General features: G+C 64.5%; 17 protein-coding genes. 7 read left to right on the forward strand and 10 right to left on the reverse strand.

The features are described from left to right. Window positions 1-101: 101 nt before the first annotated feature. The 4 genes from ML401_RS25970 (at window position 102) to ML401_RS25985 (ending at window position 3779) form a co-directional block, all read left to right on the forward strand. Complete coding sequence (locus ML401_RS25970; protein ID WP_211416548.1) at window positions 102-665, forward strand: ferritin-like domain-containing protein; 564 nt, start codon at window positions 102-104, stop codon at window positions 663-665. Between the two features lie 179 nt (window positions 666-844). Continuing rightward, window positions 845-1228 (forward strand): Hsp20/alpha crystallin family protein, encoded by a 384-nt coding sequence (locus tag ML401_RS25975; RefSeq protein ID WP_135161854.1) that lies wholly within the window; start codon window positions 845-847, stop codon window positions 1226-1228. Between the two features lie 8 nt (window positions 1229-1236). Next, the gene (gene lon / locus ML401_RS25980) at window positions 1237-3618 is read left to right on the forward strand and encodes an endopeptidase La (RefSeq protein ID WP_285807422.1); all 2382 of its coding nucleotides are present in this window, start codon (window positions 1237-1239) and stop codon (window positions 3616-3618) included. Window positions 3619-3623: 5 nt separating this feature from the next. Next, the gene (locus ML401_RS25985; RefSeq protein WP_194403553.1) at window positions 3624-3779 is read left to right on the forward strand and encodes a hypothetical protein; all 156 of its coding nucleotides are present in this window, start codon (window positions 3624-3626) and stop codon (window positions 3777-3779) included. A gap of 71 nt (window positions 3780-3850) precedes the next feature. On the opposite strand, the gene ML401_RS25990 is transcribed toward ML401_RS25985, so the two are convergent. The 4 genes from ML401_RS25990 to ML401_RS26005 all read right to left on the reverse strand — a co-directional run bounded on the left by ML401_RS25990 (window position 3851) and on the right by ML401_RS26005 (window position 8478). Then, a complete protein-coding gene (locus ML401_RS25990; RefSeq protein ID WP_094891268.1) occupies window positions 3851-4153 on the reverse strand; it encodes an HU family DNA-binding protein in 303 nt (100 codons plus the stop codon). Between the two features lie 280 nt (window positions 4154-4433). Next, complete coding sequence (locus ML401_RS25995) at window positions 4434-5666, reverse strand: acetyl-CoA C-acetyltransferase (protein ID WP_211416546.1); 1233 nt, start codon at window positions 5664-5666, stop codon at window positions 4434-4436. Window positions 5667-5911: 245 nt separating this feature from the next. Beyond that, window positions 5912-7369, reverse strand: a complete 1458-nt coding sequence (locus ML401_RS26000) for a GH1 family beta-glucosidase (RefSeq protein ID WP_285807423.1) — start codon at window positions 7367-7369, stop codon at window positions 5912-5914. A 155-nt stretch (window positions 7370-7524) separates the two neighbouring features. Then, window positions 7525-8478, reverse strand: a complete 954-nt coding sequence (locus ML401_RS26005) for a LysR family transcriptional regulator (RefSeq protein WP_285807424.1) — start codon at window positions 8476-8478, stop codon at window positions 7525-7527. A gap of 77 nt (window positions 8479-8555) precedes the next feature. Between ML401_RS26005 and ML401_RS26010 the strand changes: the two genes are divergently transcribed. Continuing rightward, a complete protein-coding gene (locus tag ML401_RS26010; RefSeq protein ID WP_285807425.1) occupies window positions 8556-9128 on the forward strand; it encodes a DUF4440 domain-containing protein in 573 nt (190 codons plus the stop codon). A 67-nt stretch (window positions 9129-9195) separates the two neighbouring features. Here the strand turns inward: ML401_RS26010 and ML401_RS26015 are convergent, their stop codons facing one another. The 5 genes from ML401_RS26015 to ML401_RS26035 form a co-directional block, all read right to left on the reverse strand. Then, window positions 9196-9606: a hypothetical protein gene (locus tag ML401_RS26015; protein ID WP_211416543.1), complete on the reverse strand. Its 411-nt coding sequence runs from the start codon at window positions 9604-9606 to the stop codon at window positions 9196-9198. A 60-nt stretch (window positions 9607-9666) separates the two neighbouring features. Then, a complete protein-coding gene (locus ML401_RS26020) occupies window positions 9667-9834 on the reverse strand; it encodes a hypothetical protein (protein WP_164937874.1) in 168 nt (55 codons plus the stop codon). A 149-nt stretch (window positions 9835-9983) separates the two neighbouring features. Further along, window positions 9984-10370 (reverse strand): hypothetical protein, encoded by a 387-nt coding sequence (locus tag ML401_RS26025; RefSeq protein ID WP_313754450.1) that lies wholly within the window; start codon window positions 10368-10370, stop codon window positions 9984-9986. Window positions 10371-10415: 45 nt separating this feature from the next. Next, on the reverse strand, window positions 10416-12878 hold the full coding sequence (locus ML401_RS26030; RefSeq protein WP_285807426.1) for a TonB-dependent receptor: 2463 nt from the start codon (window positions 12876-12878) through the stop codon (window positions 10416-10418). A 163-nt stretch (window positions 12879-13041) separates the two neighbouring features. Then, window positions 13042-14400 carry a histidine kinase gene (locus tag ML401_RS26035; RefSeq protein WP_285807427.1) on the reverse strand — a complete coding sequence of 453 codons (1359 nt, stop codon included), beginning with the start codon at window positions 14398-14400 and terminating at the stop codon, window positions 13042-13044. A gap of 216 nt (window positions 14401-14616) precedes the next feature. Here ML401_RS26035 and ML401_RS26040 point away from each other — a divergent pair, with 216 nt between their 5' ends. Together ML401_RS26040 and fghA are read left to right on the forward strand one after the other, a co-directional pair. Continuing rightward, window positions 14617-15237: a response regulator transcription factor gene (locus ML401_RS26040; protein ID WP_018320706.1), complete on the forward strand. Its 621-nt coding sequence runs from the start codon at window positions 14617-14619 to the stop codon at window positions 15235-15237. A 68-nt stretch (window positions 15238-15305) separates the two neighbouring features. Continuing rightward, window positions 15306-16151, forward strand: coding sequence for an S-formylglutathione hydrolase (gene fghA / locus ML401_RS26045; protein ID WP_285807428.1), 846 nt, complete (start codon window positions 15306-15308; stop codon window positions 16149-16151). 175 nt (window positions 16152-16326) lie between these two features. On the opposite strand, the gene ML401_RS26050 is transcribed toward fghA, so the two are convergent. Then, a complete protein-coding gene (locus tag ML401_RS26050) occupies window positions 16327-16830 on the reverse strand; it encodes a DUF3280 domain-containing protein (protein ID WP_249132492.1) in 504 nt (167 codons plus the stop codon). Window positions 16831-16926 lie beyond the last annotated feature (96 nt).

The raw sequence follows: 16926 nt of genomic DNA on the forward strand, positions 1-16926 counted from the left end.
GCGCAATTTAGCCGTTTGGAACTTTCGTTCATGAAGCGGCTTTGATCGCCTGAGGATTGAGGAGGGCGAGGCCTTCCCGTGTCACCTCATGAGGAGGATGTATGGCTAAAGCAAAGAAGCGCACGACGAAGAAGACCGCGGCGCGCCGACCGCGTCAGGCGCCGAAGATGCTCAGCGACCTGTTTCTGGAGACGCTGAAGGACATCTATTTCGCGGAGAACAAGATCATCAAGACCTTGCCCAAGATGGCCAAGGCCGCGCAATCGAAGGAGCTGGCTGCCGCCTTCAACAAGCACCTGCGAGAGACCCAGGGTCAGGTCAAGCGGCTGGACCAGATCTTCAAGATGCTGGGCAAGCCGGCGCGCGGCAAGCCCTGCGAGGCCATCAACGGCATCACCGACGAGGGTGCCGAGATCATGAAGGACTTCAAGGGCGCCCCGGCGCTCGATGCGGGACTGCTCGCGGCCGCCCAGGCGGTCGAGCACTACGAGATCTCGCGCTATGGCACCTTGCGCACCTGGGCCGAGGAGCTCGGCATGCCGGACGCGGCAAGGCTGCTTCAGGCGACGCTGGACGAGGAAGAGGCGACCGATCACACGCTGACGGAGCTCGCAATCTCCGTGATCAACCTCGAAGCGGAAGAAGAGTATCGCGCGGCGGCCTGACCCGCGCCGCTGCCGATGACGAAACGCCGCGGCCAGTGCCGCGGCGTTTGCTCGTTTGGCCAGGGCCGCGGCGTTTGTTTTTCAATCGCACGACAACGCATGGCACGTCAGCGCCGCCGCACTGGATTTCCCGGGAACCGGCCCCATATGCAGGCTTTCCCATCCCCTTGAGCCCCAACATGCAACCAAAAAATCCCCTCGACTGGATGCTGTCCGAAGCCCTGGACTCGCTGACCCGCGCCGACCGGCTGCGCCAGCAGTTCGGCCGCCAGGAAGCCTGCTGGGAGCCGCCGATCGACGTGCTCGAGACCGAGCACGAGCTCCTGATCCTGGTCGCGCTTCCCGGCGTCAATCCGGACAATGTCGAGACGGTCATCCATGACGGCGTGCTCGTCATCTCCGGCCAGCGCACCCTGCCCCCGGAGCTCCGCAACGCCCGCATCCACCGGCTCGAACTGCCGCAAGGGCGCTTCGAGCGCCGCATTGCATTGCCCCTCGGCCGCTACGCCATCAGCCGCTTCGTGATGGACGGCTGCGTCGCGCTGCGCCTTGCCAAATCCTGAGGTCGATCATGGCCACCGAACAGATGAACAACGAACAGACTGATAACGACGTGAAGATCCCCGACGACGCGCTGATCATCGTCCCCGTACGCGAGATGGTGCTGTTCCCCGGCGCCATCGCACCGATCACGATCGGCCGTGCCAAGTCCATCGCCGCCGCGCAGCAGGCGTTGCGCGAGCAGCGGCCGATCGGCATCGTCCTGCAACGCAGCCCCGAGACCGAGGCGCCCGGAGCCGACGATCTCTACCGGGTCGCGACCATCGCCAACATCGTGCGCTACATCACCGCGCCCGACGGCACCCACCACATCGTCTGCCAGGGTGTGCAGCGCGCGCGCCTGCTCGACTTCCTGCCGGGGACGCCGTTCCCGGTCGCGCGATTCCAGCAGATTCCCGAGCCGACCACGACCTCGCCGGAGATCGAGGCGCGCGCCCTGAACCTGCAGCGCCAGGCCATCGAGGCCATCGAGCTGCTGCCGCAGGCGCCGCCCGAGCTGGCCGCGATGTTCCAGGGCACCAGTGCGCCCGGCGCGCTGGCGGACCTCGCGACCTCGTTCATGGATATCAAGCCGCAGGACAAGCAGGAGGTGCTGGAGACCATCGACCTCGCTTTGCGCGTCGAGAAGGTGTCCAAGCACCTGGCCGAGCGGCTGGAGGTGCTGCGCATCAGTAACGAGATCGGCCAGAAGACCAAGGCATCCTTCGACGAGCGGCAGCGCGAGGCGATCCTGCGCGAGCAAATGGCAACCATCCAGCGCCAGCTCGGCGAAGGCGACGGCAAGGCGGCCGAGGTCGCCGAGCTGACGTCTGCCATCGCCAAGGCCAACATGCCGCCCGAGGCTGACGCGCACGCCAGGAAGGAGCTGCGCCGCTACGAGCGCATGCCGGAGGCCGCCGGCGAGGCCGGCATGGTCCGCACCTATCTCGACTGGCTGATCGAGCTGCCCTGGGCGCTGCCCGCGGAGAAGCCGATCGACATCAAGGCGGCGCGCGCCATCCTGGATGCCGACCATTTCGGACTGGAGAAGATCAAGAGCCGGATCATCGAATATCTGGCGGTGCGCAAGCTGGCCCCGCAGGGCAAGGCCCCGATCCTGTGCTTCGTCGGCCCGCCCGGCGTCGGCAAGACCTCGCTCGGCCAATCCATCGCACGCGCGATGAATCGCCCCTTCGTGCGCGTCAGCCTCGGCGGCGTGCATGACGAGGCCGAGATCCGCGGCCACCGACGCACCTATATCGGTGCGCTGCCCGGCAACATCATCCAGGGCATCAAGAAGGCAGGCGCGAGGAACTGCGTCATGATGCTGGACGAGATCGACAAGATGGGCCGTGGCGTGCAGGGCGATCCCTCGGCCGCCATGCTGGAGGTGCTCGACCCCGAGCAGAACGGGACGTTCCGGGACAATTACCTGGGCGTGCCCTTCGACCTGTCGCGCGTGGTGTTCATCGCGACCGCCAACATGCTGGACCAGATCCCGGGTCCGCTGCTCGATCGCATGGAGCTGATCAGCCTCGCCGGTTACACCGAGGACGAGAAGCTGGAGATCGCGCGGCGCTATCTGGTGCGGCGGCAGCTGGAGGCCAACGGCCTTTCGGCCGAGCAGGCCGAGATCGAGCCGGAGGCGCTGAAGCTGGTGGTCAAGGGCTACACCCGCGAGGCCGGCGTGCGCAACCTCGAGCGCGAGATCGGCAAGCTGTTCCGGCATGCGGCGGTGCAGGTCGCCGAGGGCACGGCCGCGAAGGTCGTGATCACGGCGAAGGACATCGGCACGGTGCTCGGCCAGCCGCGCTTCGAAGGCGAGATCGCGCAGCGCACCAGCATTCCGGGCGTGGCCACCGGCCTTGCCTGGACGCCTGTTGGCGGCGACATCCTGTTCATCGAGGCGTCAAAGGTGCCCGGCAAGGGCGGCATGATCCTGACCGGCCAGCTCGGCGACGTCATGCGCGAAAGCGTGCAGGCGGCGATGACGCTGGTGAAGAGCAAAGCCTCGCAGCTCGGCATCGATCCGCAGGCGTTCGAGAAGAGCGACATCCACGTTCACGTTCCCGCGGGCGCGACCCCTAAGGACGGACCGAGCGCGGGCGTTGCGATGTTCACGGCGCTGACGTCCCTGCTCACCAATCGCACGGTGCGCAGCGACACCGCCATGACCGGCGAGATCTCGCTGCGCGGCCTGGTGCTGCCGGTCGGCGGCATCAAGGAGAAGGTGGTCGCAGCCGCGGCCGCCGGCCTGAAGCGGGTGATGCTGCCGGCGCGCAACAAGCGGGACTACGACGACATCCCGAAGAGCGCGCGGGACAACCTCGAATTCATCTGGCTGGAGCGCGTCGACGAAGCCATCGCGGCCGCGCTCGAGCCGGTCGAGGCAAAGGTCGAGGCGGCGGAGTGAATGCGATGAAGAAACTGCTCGAAGACGCGAAGCGATCTCGGAAAACGCAGCGGCTGCGCCAGCTGCTCGATCGTGCCGTTGACCGGGTGCGCGATGCGCTTGCAGGACCAGAACCGCGGCTTCAGCCGGTTCCGGTCCGGGTGAAGCGCCGCAAGGGTTGAGCCCTCCGTCTCAAGTCCTCGCGGCTGCCCCAAACAAAAGGCCCCCTCTAGCCAAGGGGGCCTTTGCGTCGTTAGCCCACGGCGTCCTTGGCCGCCTTGACCGGACGGGCGCGGACGATCTTGCGAGCCGGCTTGGCCTTGAACATCATCTCTTCGCCCGTGAACGGGTTGGTGCCCTTGCGTGCCTTGGTCGCGGGCTTCTTGATGACGACGAACTTGGCGAAGCCCGGCACCAGGAACAGGCCGTTCTTCTTGAGCTCCTTGTGACCGACGTCGGTCAGCGTCTCCATGACGCTCTTGACGTCGCGCTTGGAAAGCTCGGTAGCGGTCGCAATCTTTTCGATCAGTTGCGATTTGGACATCTGGGTTGCCATCGTGTCTCCTCTGATTCGTGACGGCTGCATATTAGACCAACCGGCGAAGGCCTATAGCCTTCTGCACAGTTTTGTCGCGGTTTTACGGGCTTTTTTGGCCCTCTATGGCAAAAAACCCTGCATTTTAGCTGCTTCCAGAGCGGGAGAAGCCTCAGGCAGCGGATTTTGCCTTGTTTCAAAGGCCCGCACGACATCTTGCTAGAACTGATTCGCCACTTTCGACAAGCGACGACCGGCCTCTTTGTCAAAGGAGGCGCGTGTTTCACCCTAGAAAATAAGGCTAGACGCGCTCGATGATGATGGCGGGCGCCATGCCGCCGGCGGCGCACATGGTGACGAGACCGCGTTTGAGGTCGCGCCGTTCGAGCTCGTCGAGCACGGTGCCGATCAGGATCGAGCCGGTGGCACCGATGGGATGGCCGAGCGCGATCGAGCCGCCATTGACGTTGACCTTGGCGCGATCGAGCTTGAGGTCGCGGATGTATTTTTCCGCCACCACCGCGAACGCCTCGTTGATCTCGAACAGGTCGATGTCGTCGATGGAGAGGCCCGCCTTTGCCAGCACCTTGCGCGTCGCCGGCACCGGCGCGTTCAGCATCAGGGTCGGCGAGTCTCCCATGTTCGCCATCGCGACGACGCGGGCGCGGGCTTTGAGGCCATGCGCTTTGGCGTAAGCGGGTGAAGCCAGGAGGATGGCGGCGGCGCCGTCGACCACGCCGGAGGAATTGCCGGCGTGGTGCACGAAGTCGATGTTCAGGTCCGGGTATTTCTGCAGGATCAGGCCGCGATAGGTCGTGCCCTTGTCGTCGAGCACGTAGTCGGCGACCGCGGGGAATGCCGGCTTCAGGCTGCTCAACCCCTCCATCGTGGTCTGCGGCCGCGGATATTCCTCATGGTCGAGCGCGAGGCTGCCGTCCTCCCGGTGAACGGGCACGAGGCTCTTCTTGAAATACCCGTTCGCCATCGCATGCGCGGCGCGCTTCTGGCTCTCTAGCCCGAGCGCGTCGACGTCCCCTCGGGTAATGCCTTCCAGCGTCGCGATGGCGTCCGCGCAGACGCCCTGATGCGACTGCGGATGCTTAGCCCGCAGACGCAGATTGCCGTTGTCCATCATCATCGGACCTGAGCCGCGGCGTCCTTCCATCGACATCATCTCGCAGCCGCCCGCGATGACGAGGTCTTCCGCGCCTGCCATGATCGAGGATGCCGCCATGTTGACGCTGGTGATGCCGCTTCCGCAAAAACGGTCCAGCGTCACGGCGCTGGCGCGCACGTCGTAGCCGGCATCGAGCGCCGACATCCGGCCGAGATCGCCGCCTTGCGTCGCGACCTGCGCGCTGCAGCCCCAGACGATGTCGTCGACGTCGGCCGTGTTGATGCCGGTGCGCTCCGCGAGCGCGCGCAGCACGGTTGCGCCGAGCTGCTGCGGATGGATGCCCGAAAGCGCTCCCTTGCCGGCCTTGCCGACGCCGCGCGGGGTGCGGCAGGCATCGATGATGAGTGCATCGGTCATGGGCGTTGTCCTCTTTGTTTTGAGCGTTGAGGACGGTTCTGAATAAGCGGAGGAGGAGAGTCAATGCGCGGGCGCCCACGCCCTCTCCCGCCCCTCACCCGGATTTTCCGCCGCACGAAAGCCTCCGCCGACATCATGGCCGGCTTGTCCCGGCCCTCCACGTCTTGCTACGCGGCGCCAAGAACGTGGATGCCCGGGACAGCCCGGGCATGACGACCTCTGGTGATTTTACGCGGGAGAAGACATCACGCCCCCGCCGCGTTCTTCGCGATCACGTTGCGATAGAAGCTGGCGCTGAGTTTTGGCGTGCGGACCAGGGTGTCGAAATTGACATGGTACAGCCCGAAACGCTTGTTCAACCCGTAGACCCACTCGAAATTGTCCATCAGGCTCCAGAGGAAATAGCCGCGCACCGGCACGCCTTCGGCCGTGGCGCGCTGCAGCTGGGCGAGATAGTTGCGCAGGTACATGATGCGGTCGGTGTCGTAGATCTTGCCGTCCGGCGTGACGACGTCGTCGCCGGAGGCGCCGTTCTCGCTGATATAGATCGCATCCGTCTTCCAGATCTTTGCCGCCAGCTTCGGCACCCAATAGAGCGTCTCCGGCCCGACGCGCAGCCAGTCCGAATTCATGTGCGGGAACGATTTCGGGATGGGCAGCGGCATGAAGCCCGCGCCCTGGTCCGAGGCCACCACGTAGTTCTGGGGCGCGTAGATGTTGAGGCCGAGGAAATCGACCGGCGAGGAGATGATCTTGAGTTCCGCGTCGGTGAATTTCGGCGCGTTGGCGCCGGCGAATTTCAGGAAAGCGTCGGTGTAGCGGCCCGTCATGATGACGTTGAGATAGCCGGCGTTCATCTCGCGCAGCGCGATCTCGGCGGCACGAACGTTCTCCGGCGTGTCGATCGCGGGCGCGCAGGCATCGATGTTCTCGGCCGGCCCGACCCTGGTGCCGCGCCGGCCGTGGGCGCGCACGGCCTGCACCGCGAGCCCGTGCGCCAGCGCGCTGTTGTGCCTGATCTGGTTGACCTCGGCTTGCGGCAGCCTCAAGCCCGGCGCGTCGATGCCGATGCCGTAGCCGAAATAGACGAAGCGCCCGCTCTCGTTCAACGTGAAGACGTTCTTGACGCGATCGGTCAGATGCTCGGCGACATAAGCCGCGTAGTCACCGAAGATCTTGCAGGTCTCCGTCGAGCGCCAGCCGCCGAAGCGATCCTGAAGCGATTGCGGCAGGTCCCAATGATAGAGCGTCAGCCACGGCTCGATGCCGTTCTTCAGGAGCTCGTCGACCAGCCTATTGTAGAAGTCGAGCCCCTTCGGGTTGGGCTTGCCGTCGCCATCCGGGAACAGCCGCGGCCAAGCCACCGAGAAGCGGTAGGCCTTGCAGCCCAGCGCCTTGATCAGCGCGATGTCCTCCTTGTAGCGGTGATAATGCTCATTGGCGCGGTCACCAGTGGTGCCGTCCTCGATCTTGCCGGGGATGCGCACGAACTTGTCCCAGATCGAGGCCCCTCGCCCGTCCTCGTCGACCGCGCCCTCGACCTGATAGGACGAGGTCGCCGTGCCCCAGACGAAGCCTGCCGGAAAGCCCGCGCGCGGCGGCGCTGCCGGCTTGGCCTCGACGGCCTCGAGAGGATTTGCAATCCCGGCTGCGGACAACCCCGCCAGCTTGGCAAACTGGCGGCGCGAGACCGTATCCGTCATCAATGATGCTCCTCTTCTCTCTTTCGGGCCGGCACAATGGACATTTCCAGGCCATTTGAGAAGCGGTGTCGGGCACTCAGAGCGGTACAAGGTGCGGCAGGCAAAATGTCGCGCCGATTCCGGGATGAACGCCTCTCGAATTCGGTGTGACGATTCTAGCGTCGGCTTGTTCCGATTGACCCGACCACAACCTGCATCAGCCACGCGATGCCGGCGTCTCTCATCGCCGCCTTGGTGGCGATGGCCCGGATCGTATCCGCCTTGCGGGCGAAAGGCAGTTCAACGAACACCAGGCCGAAGCGGCCGGCATACTGCTCGATCAGTCGGCGTGGCAATACCGCGATCAGATCGGATTCCGAAAGCTGGGCCAGCGCCATCATGAAATTCGGAACGGTCAGGGCGATGCGGCGTTCGAGGCCGCGCTTGGCCAACATCTCATCGACGAAGCCGCGTGGCTCACCACTGAGAGAGACCAGCATGTGCTGCGATTGCGCGAATGCAGCATGGCTGGGCGCTCTTGCCAAGGGATGTCCCTTGCGCATGGCCAGCACAAAGTCTTCCTCGTAAAGCCTCCGCGCCTCGAAACGAGGTGATACCGCCGGCAGCGGCAGCATCGCGATGTCGAGCTCGCGTCTTTCGAGCATGTCGAGATTCTCCTGCCAAGGCTCTCCGATCGCGCCGCCGCGCGGCGCCGGCATCAGGTGGATCAGCCCGATGTCAATGTGAGGCGCCGCAGTGGCAATCGATCGCAGGAGCGGACCGATTGCCGAGACCAGTACGGCATCGGGAGCGCCAATCGTGAACCGGCGACTGCTTGTCTTCGGGTCGAACGGTGCGGCCGAGCCGATCAATCGTTCGATGCGTGCGATGATCTCGGCTACGGGCTCCCCAAGCTCCAGGGCCCGCGCCGTCGGAACCACCCCCTTAGGTGTCCGCAGAAACAGCGGGTCATTCAGCAGAAGCCGGAGCCGGCCAAGCGCATGGCTTACAGCCGACGGCGTCAGGCTCAGCCGAGCGGCTGCCCGGCCGACATGACGTTCTTCCAGGACCACGCGGAAGAGCACGAGGAGATTCAGATCAATCCTGGATAGATCAATTTGATTCAGCATGTTGCTGAAATCATATCGCTGGATTCATCGAGATCAAGACTTCATGGATGGGCACCCATTGGACCAGGAGCTGCGAAATGACCAAGAAAACGTCCAGACAGACCCGATCGGCATCCAGGCAGCAAAAGTTGTCGCGGCGCGCGATCATGGCCGCTGCGGCTGCAGTGCCTCTGGTTCAGCTTTCGGCCGACGCGGCCGCCGGGCCCGAGGTAACAGCGAACCTCATCGAACGCGCGCGCCGAAAGAATGCCGCCTTCATGCGGGGCGACATGGATAGCTGGCTGGAGCTTGTCCGCATCGCACCGGATTTCACGTTGATGCAGCCCTTTGGCGGGCCTGCCAGTCACGGATTTGACGCCAGCCCCAAACGCTTGGCTGACCTATCGCGGTACTTCAGGGAGGGCGAAACCGACCTCGAGGTGGTGCAAACGCTTGCGTCGGACGCGCTTGTCGTTCTTGTCATGGTGGAACATCAGCGCGCCGAAGTCGGCGGATTGGCCGCTCAAGACTGGTCGCTCCGCGTCACTGAAGTCTACCGCAAGGACGGCATGGATTGGCAGCTCGTGCACCGCCATGCGGATCCGCTGGTCCGCAGCGTCACCCTGCAGCAAGCGGCGCTACTCGCCCGGGGCGGGTTGGAGAAAGAATAGTGTCCCTTCTCGCTGGTTCTTCTGGTCAGCCGTTTCAGAATGCCTCCAGCAGCCCGCCAGAGGTTTCTCAGCGCGAGCGCTTGGGCAACTTCGGCAGCTTGTCGGGATTGAACGCCGGGCGCTGCTCGGCTCGTTGTTCACCGGCCGGCGGCTGCTGTTCGGTGAGAATGAGCGTTCCCTGGAGAATCATTCCGGGCACTTGTTGTGCCGTCGCGGTGTAGGTCGCGATCTTGCCGGGGCAGTTTCCCTCGATGTCCAACGTGAGCTCGTCGTCCACGCCGAACACCGTTGCACGGCCGTCGGTATGGCGCTTCGTCGACACGGTGGCGGTGAAGCGATCTCCATCGACGTGACACGAGCCGTGATAGGTCATCAGGCTGTCGCGGCCCCAGATCTGTCCATCCGCGACATGGACGATCCCGGTACCCTGGTCGAGCGGCGTCTTGTACCACGCCGCGTATGTCCCGTCCTTCAGCATGGGAGCAGTCTCCCCTGGCATCCCTCCACGATAATCCGCATGATTAGCACTAAGAAAGCGTTAATCGCGCGGCCCGTGCCAATCCGGCCTGTCCTTGCGCAGCTCGGCTTCAAGCTCCTCGACGATGCCGTGAAGCAGACACGCCGCAAGCGGATCCGTAACCTCCCGCTCCAACCGCCGGTAACGCGCGATCCGGCATTCCTGCTCTCTCAATTGGCGCTCTGTCATGACATCGGCCCTCCGACAAACTGACGCGGAGATCGCCGGGCGGTTTCGTTAAACTTTTCGGATCATTTGACATGGTTTCTGATTGGTGAAGACAACGACGTCCCGCTCTTTGCCGGTGCCGGGACCAGATCGTCCAAAGGACCGCGCCTCTAAGATGACAGACGAAGCCAGACGTCCTTGCTTGCCAGCGTGCCATTCGGCGTGGCGATCTCCATGTCCACGACGTGCAGGGAGCCGGGCTCGTCGCCATAGATGTACTTGAGGTGCCACATCAGACCGAGGTCCGGCGAAACGACGAAATCGTCCAATCCGTCGGTAATGTCTCGAACGGCATCGCGGTGGCTCGGGGACGCGGAAAACATCGCATCGATCAAATCGGCGAGGGTCATACCCTCGACGAGCATGAGTCGCGCGATCTCATCGCCATAGACGCGCCGAAGCGCTGCAACGATCGAAGCGACGGCATCCGGATTCTTCAACGACACGGCAAAGCAGGCCTCCGAAACCATCATGCCGGAGGCGGAATATTCTGCCAAGCTCAGCGAGCGCCATCGCGGACACCAGGGGCGCGGCACCCGTACCTAGAACGTCACCCGCATCCCCGCGTAGAACGCCCGCGGCCGGGCCGGGCTGAGCGAGCGCGGGTCGGTGAATTCGGCGCCGCCATTGGTGAAGTTGGGCAAGGCCTCCCGGTCGAAGAACTGTCCATAGGTCGCGTAGCGTTTGTCGAAGACGTTGTCGACGCGACCGTAGAGCTGGATGTTCTTCGCCACCTGGTAGGAGGTGTGGAGATTGAACACGGTATAGGACGGCAGCTTGGCATATTGGTTGGACTCGTCGCCGACCAGATATTGGCTGGAGACGAACAGCGCGTTGCCGCCGACCTTCCAGACGTCGGTCACGGCGTAGTCGACGCCGACCTTGACCCGGTGACGGGGGATGGCGGGAAGCTGGTTGCCGGGAACGACATGGATGTTGTCGTTACCGTCGGCAAACGGGCTTTCCGAGCCGAGCTCGAGCGGGTCAAGATAGCGCGCGTCGACGAAGGCGTAGCTCGCCTGGAACTGCAGCGTCGGCGATTTGATGTTGACTTCGGCCTCGAGGCCCTGCCGGCGGGTCCGGCCGACGTTTGAGAAATAGCCGAAGCCGGTTCGGCCGACGACGGGTACCGCCACGATGTCGTCGTAATTCGTCGCGCGGAAGCCGCCGATCTTCCAGCCGAGGGTGCCGATGTTCAACTCCTTGGTGCCGCGCAGGCCGGCTTCCACGGTCTTGGACACCACCTGCTTGAGCGGCGGGTCGGAGACCAGAAACGCCGCGATCAGGCAGGGGCGGGCTGGATCGGAGCAGCCGAGCTCGAGCGGCGTGGGCACGCGGTTGGCCTCGGAGTAACCGGCATAGGCGGTCAACTCCGGCGTGATCTTGTAGGTGCCGCCGATCACCGGATTGAAGCGCGTGAAGGTGTGATCGCCGTTGAGATCGGCTCCGAGCTGATCCTCCAGCGAAATCCGCGCAATGTTGAAACGGCCGCCGCCGGTGATGGCGAAGGCATTCGTAACGTTGAAGGTGTCCATCGCATAGAGGCCGTTATATTGATTGACGGTCCGCAGCGAGACGGGGCCGGCAACCGTCGTCGGCTGGCCGGTCGGCCCGAGGAAGAGGCCGCTCCCGTTGACGACGTAGTTTTCCCCGATCGAACCGATCTCGGCGGTGGCGTTGTACCGCGTGACGCCTGCGTCATAGCTCGCGCCCATCACGAAGCGGTTGTCATGCCCGAACAGTTGATCGGTGTTGGTAGCCTGCCCTGACACGCCGAAACTGGTCGAACGTATCGTGCTGCGGTCGATCTCGCCGAGGATCGTTCCCGGCGCAAAGGGATTGGCAAGTTGAACGCCGCCCGCGCCATTCGCGGGCGTGGCGTCATCGCCGAAGCAGAGCAACGCCGGATCGGCGCACTCCTGCGCGTCAGTCGGATTACCGTCGACCAGCTTCTGCTCGTACCTGCGCACATGCGCAGCGCCTTCGAGGGTCCAGGTCGGCGTCGCATCGGCCTTGCCGGTCAGATTGAGATAGCCGACGCGGTTGGATGTGGTCTGCGGGGTGGTGTAGGTCGCGCCCCAATATTTGTCGAGCAGCTCGGCCGGGACGGTGGCGCTGGCGCCGAAATCGTTCTTGGCGACGCCCATATTGGCGTGGAATTCGCTGTCGCCGGCCTTGTAGCCGACATCGCCGTAGAAGCGCCGCACGGTCGATTGCGAGAAATTGCGGAAGCCGTTGTCACGCAGGCCTTCGAGCGCGGCGTAGACGCCGTAGTTCTTGTCGACCTGCTTGCCCCATTGCGCCGAGCCCTGGATGCGGCCGAACGAGCCGCCCATCACGTCGATCTCGGCGCCCTGGTAAGTGAAGCCGTCCTTCATTTGCAGATTGATGGCGCCGCCCAGCGCGTTGAGGCCGAAGGCGGGATTGTTGGTCACCAGCGTCACCGATCTGATCGCAGCGGTCGGGATCAGGTCCCAATTGACGGCATCCGAGAAGGCCTCGTTGATGCGCACGCCGTTCTGATACACCGCCAAGCCCTGCGGCGTGCCCGTTACGGGCGAGGCGACGAAGCCGCGAAATTCGACATCCGGCTGGAACGGATTGCCGGTGACCTCAGTGATGTTGACGCCGGCGATGTTGTCGCGCAGGGCGTCGGTGATGTTCAGCGAACCGGTGCGCTTGATCTGGCTCGGATCGACGGCGTTGATCGCCGACGGGACCTTGTCGACATCGAGACCCCTGCCCGTACCCGGCGCGGTCGGGTAGACGTAGATGCGTGTGCGAGGGCTCGCGGACTGCGCGGCCCCGATGCGCGCGACCGTCCTGGTCGGCGCCGTGCGCCTTGCCACCGATGGCGGCGGCGCCGCCACTTCGACCGGCGGCAAGTTCTGGACGTTGGTCTCCTCGTCCGGCGCGGCCCCGGCGGGGCCCGCGAACACCAGCCCGGACACCAGACCGGTCGACACCATCAACACATAACGCTTGAACCGAAGAACCTTGCCCATCCCCGCCTTCCCATCCGTGACCACCGGCTGTTTTGCTCTTCGCCGATTGGTCGGGACGAGTGTATTCGGCCGCAACGGGTGCGCCAGCCACAAAAGGTCGGGCAATATCCGCACCCGTTTTCCCGACGAAATCGGGAATTATTCCCGACCGCCTCGGGCGCCACTAGGCGGCCGCAGTCGGAACCAGCGCCTCCACCGTCAAGCCGCCGGCGCCGGAGACGACGTTGAGCGTGCCGCCGAGCGCCAGAATCCGCTCGCGCATGCCGACGAGGCCGAAGCCGAGCTTCTGGCCCGGCTCCATGCCGCGGCCATTGTCGCTGACCCGTACCCGGGCGCAGACGCGGCCATCGTTCGCCATCTGCTCCGCCGGCTCGATGACGACATTGACCGAGGTCGCGCCGGCGTGGCGGAACACGTTGGTGAGCGCCTCCTGCACGATGCGGTAGATGGTGAGGTCGGCGGTCTCACCCGTCGCGCCCAGCGCGGGTGAGATCACGGTCTCGATCGCGACATCGGGATGGGATTCCCGCCACAGCCGCGACAGCGATTCGAGCGCCTGCCGCAGGCCCAGTTCAGCGAGACCGACGGGCCGGAGCCGCTCCAGCACGCGGCGATTGAACTGCTGCAGCGCGTTGATCTGCTCCAGCATGGCGCTGCCGTGTTTTCGCACGGCTTCGGTGCTCGGAACGCGTCCGTCCGCCTGCTTCGCGAGCGCGCTGGCATGCGCGCGCAGCGAGAACAGATACGGGCCGAACTCGTCGTGGAGCTCGCGCGCGATCTCCTTGCGCTCGATGTCCTGGAGCGACACTGCGCGCTCGGCGAGCCGCCGCTTGTCCTCGACCGCCTCATGAAGCGTTGCGGCCAGGTGGTTGAGCTTGGTGCAGATCGCGGCGAGCTCCGGCGCGCCGCCCGGCGTGACACGGGCCTCGTAATGTCCGCCTTCGAGCTTCCCCATCGCCTCCGCCAACGACCGCAGCGGCGCCAGGGCCCGGCCGACCACGGTCATCATCAGGAAAAACAGCGCCAGCGCGATCGCGGAGCCGACCTCGAGCTGGGTGACGATGGCGTCCCAGATCTCGGCGATCTCGTCGTCGGGATGCGCGGTGATCAGGAGCGAGCCCGGCTTGCCATGGATCGAGACGGGCACGCTGACCGCGGTTTGCTCGGGATGAACCAGGCTGACGAACCAGGCCGGCGGCCCGCGCGTGTCGTCATCGGCGTCTGTCCGCGGCGTCGTCAGTGGACGACCGGCTTCGTCCCGGAGCGCGATGCTGACATGGCGCAGACGGCTGAGATCGCGTGCGATCTGGTTCAGCCTGGCATCCGGATCGGGCGCCTCGTTGAGATCGGCGACGATCATCTCGATGAACTCGCGCGCCAGGCGGATCACGCTCTGGTCCTCGGCCTGCACGCGGGGACCTGCTTCCGCGACCTGCCGGCCGATATTGACGGCGAGCCCCAGCGCCAACAGCAGCGCCAGCAACAGGTTGATGCGCCCGCGCAAGGATAGATTTTGCCACATTGGTGTCGCCCGTGCCTCGCGAAGCTCTGCCCGCCCCTGTCCGATGACGTTGACAGAGGCGAAGCGGCGGATATCTAATCGGAAGCGTACAGCAATCCCGCCCGGGTTGCATGAGGCGACCTCGGACACATCGCTCACGCGCCCGTCCCATGTCGGTATCATGCGGCGCGGAATGGGCAAATCTTGTCACGAGGAACGCTGTCGCGGGGAACGCCTATGCGCATTCTGATCGTCGATGATCATCCCATCGTCGCCTCCGGCTGCCGCGCCGTGCTGGCCGACGAGGGCGAGATCGAGATTCTGGAGGCCGCCGACGCCGAAGACGGTGAGTGCGTCTTCATCGTCGAGCGCCCGGACCTCTGCATCATCGACATCAATTTGCCGACCGTCTCCGGATTCGAGCTCGCGCGCCGCATCCTCGAGCGCGCGCCCGAGGCCCGCATCATCATGTTCAGCATGAACGACGACCCGGCCTTTGCCGCGCGGGCGATCGAATGCGGCGCGAAGGGCTACGTCTCCAAGACCGGCGATCCCGACGACCTCGTCGAGGCGATCCGCGCCGTCGGAGGCGGCGGCACGTACTTGCCGAGCGCGATCGCGCGCAGCATCGCCTTTGCAGGGCCGACGCTAGCGCAGAGCCCGCTGTCGAAGCTGAACGCGCGCGAGATGGAGATCCTGCGGCTGCTCAGCGCGGGAAAAAGCCTGTCCGAGATCGCCTGGCTGGTGCAATCGTCGTACAAGACGGTCGCCAACACCTCGTCCATCATGCGCCAGAAGCTCGGAGTGAAGACCTCGGTCGAGCTGGTGCGGCTGGCGATCGACAGCGGTGTCGCCTGACGACGCCACAAATTTCGGTCACACAAGCGTTGCAATGTTGATGTGGTGAGATGCCACGGAGTGAAGGCATGACGATTCAGACTGTCTCGACCAACAAATCCTACGGCGGTGTGCAGGGTGTTTATCGCCATGCCAGCCAGGCCACCGGAACCGACATGGTGTTCTCGGTCTATGTTCCGCCGCACGCCGAGGGCGCGAAGCTGCCCGTGGTCTGGTATCTCTCGGGGCTCACCTGCACCCATGCCAACGTCACCGAGAAGGGCGAATTCCGCAAAGCCTGCGCCGAGCTCGGCCTGATCTTCGTCGCGCCCGACACCTCACCGCGCGGCACCGACGTGCCGGGCGATGCCAACAACGCCTATGATTTCGGCCTCGGGGCCGGCTTCTATGTCGATGCGACGCAAGAGCCGTTCGCGCGCAATTACCGGATGTGGAGTTATGTCACGGACGAACTGCCCAAGCTGGTCGCGGGAAATTTTCCCGTCGACGCCAAGCGGCAGTCGGTCATGGGCCATTCGATGGGCGGTCACGGCGCGCTGACGGTGGCGCTGCGCAACCCGCATCGCTATCGCGCTGCGAGCGCGTTCGCGCCGATCGTGGCGCCCTCGCTGGTGCCCTGGGGCATCAAGGCGCTGACCGGCTATCTCGGACCAAACAAGGACGCATGGCGCAGCCACGACACGGTGGCGCTGATCGAGGACGGCGCAAAGTTTTCAAGCTTCCTGGTCGACGTCGGCGAGGCCGACAATTTCCTGAAGGAACAGCTGAGGCCCGAACTGCTCGAAGCCGCCTGCACCAAGGCGGGCATCCCGCTGACGCTGCGGCGTCAGGCGGGCTATGACCACAGCTATTACTTCATCTCGACCTTCATGGGCGATCACCTGCACTGGCATGCGGAGAAGCTAAAGGGCTGAGTGGCCCTTGCTGCCCTTCCCTTCTCCCCTTGTGGGCGAAGGTGGCGCGAAGCGCCGGATGAGGGGTATCTATCCGCAAATTCGGTAAGAGTTGGACTCTCACTCGCTTCGCTTCGCGAATCCACCCTCTCCCACAAGGGGCGAGGGTGCACCGCCATCGCGGTGAGTAAATCCCCTACTCCCGCTTGCCGTAATTCGGCGCCAGCAGCCTGTTGCGGATCAGATAGCTCATCGTGCGCGTCCAGGCTTCATCGGTGTTGCCGCGCATGTCGGCGCTCGCCGCTGTGATCATGGCGCCGGTCTTCACGTCGCGCAGATAGATATTGAGGTTGATGATCAGGTTCGAGACCTTCTGCACCATGCCGGTGATCTCGAGGTCTGCCCCGAGCTGCCCGGCGAGCTTGAGATCACAGCCGCCGCAGGCCTGTAAATTGGCGTGACGGGCCGCGTCCCTGACCGGCGCGATGTCCAGCACCTGGAACCTGCCGGACTCCGTCAATTCCTTACGCAGCTGCTCGCTGATGCGCAGGAGCCGCGCCTCTTCCGGCCTGGAGCCATAGAACTCCCCGGGCAGGCTGGTGTCGATCAGCTCGAAATCGAACACGGCCAGCTTCGGCGGATCGGCGCGTGCGACCGCAGGCGTCAACAGCAAAGCGGCGATCACCATCGATGCTCGCATGATCGTGATTCCAGTCCTCGTGCGCGCGGGGACGAAATGCGGGGTTGCATGCCCTGACAAATTGGTCATGCTTGAAGCAGAGACAATTCTCTACCG

It is taken from the genome of Bradyrhizobium sp. 62B (assembly GCF_030272265.2).
GTDB lineage: Bacteria > Pseudomonadota > Alphaproteobacteria > Rhizobiales > Xanthobacteraceae > Bradyrhizobium.